Source organism: Mesorhizobium sp. M7A.F.Ca.CA.003.01.2.1 (genome assembly GCF_003998945.1).
Lineage (GTDB): Bacteria > Pseudomonadota > Alphaproteobacteria > Rhizobiales > Rhizobiaceae > Mesorhizobium > Mesorhizobium ciceri.
This window is the reverse complement of record NZ_RZRA01001331.1, coordinates 1-1,091: the sequence shown is the minus strand read 5'-3', so window position 1 is coordinate 1,091 and position 1,091 is coordinate 1. Positions and strand designations below refer to the sequence as shown.

At 60.7% G+C, this 1,091-nt stretch carries 2 protein-coding genes; both read left to right on the top strand.

Going from position 1 to position 1,091, the window contains the following annotated elements:
• A partial coding sequence (locus EN969_RS32425) for a hypothetical protein (RefSeq protein WP_348632428.1) occupies nt 1-232 on the top strand: 232 nt, incomplete at its 5' end.
• Between the two features lie 258 nt (nt 233-490).
• Nucleotides 491-1,091: GGDEF domain-containing protein (locus EN969_RS32420; protein ID WP_164758725.1), on the top strand; the 601-nt coding region annotated here is incomplete at its 3' end.

Sequence of the window (1,091 nt, the reverse complement as noted above, 5' to 3'; positions counted from 1 at the left end):
GAGACAGGCCATGTCGAAGCGAGAAATAGGGATATCTTCGGCCCTCGATCGGCGCATTGCCGATCTCAGGGCCAGGATGCAGGACGCCCGGATCACGGAATACGAAATGAAGACCTTTCAAAAAGTGGCTTCAGCCATGGGAGGCGACGGAGGCTCCCTGCGTCTCGATGCCGACGACCTGATCGCGGCATCCTTTGTCGTCGATGCGCTGGGTGAACCGACGCTCAACTGACGACGGGCGATCTGGCTTCGCGCGCCGTTTTGCCCTTGCCCGGCCGGCAATTGGCCCACGCCTTCACACTTTGAAACAGGATGGCTGCTTTCCAGCGGCCGTCCTGTGGCGTCTGCCCAAGCGTCTGTCGCAAGTCATAGGCAGGGGCTGGTTGGCCGGTGGATTTGATTCCGCCGCCGACATCGAATTGGAGGGAAAGTCTTATCAATTTGTTTGGGTTGGTGCGTCATAGTAGCGACGGCTAACGGAGTGGACGCGATGAAGCTCGATCTGTCGCCGACGAGCTGGGGCAGGGTGATCGCTGTCACGGCAGTCGGTACGGCATTCTTCATTGCCGTGGCGTTCTTCGTCGATTCCTTCAATTTTCCCTATCTTTCGCCCGAGGCCGTGTGGCGGGCGCAGATGACCGACCTGATGCTGCCTTTGGTGCTGGGCGGCTCGTTTCTGTTTTTCCTGATGTGGAAGATTCGCCAGCTGGCCATCGCGCAGCGCGATCTCAGCGTCATCGCCGCGACCGACAGCCTGACGGCGGTGCTGAACCGTGGCGCCTTCTCGATGCTGGTCGAAGCCTATCTCGAGCAGACCCGCAAGCAGGAGCAGACCCGTTCGGGGGCGCTGCTGATCATCGACGCCGACCACTTCAAGTCGATCAATGACCGCCTGGGCCATGATTGCGGCGATCAGGCCCTCAAACTGATAGCGCAGGCGATCAAGGGGCAACTGCGTGGCAGCGATATCGTCGGCCGCATCGGCGGCGAAGAATTCGGCGTGTTTCTGCCCGGCGTGGATCCCTCGCAATCCTGGGTGGTTGCCGAAAGCATCCGCCGGCGTATCAGGGAGATGGAATTCTCACCCGGCG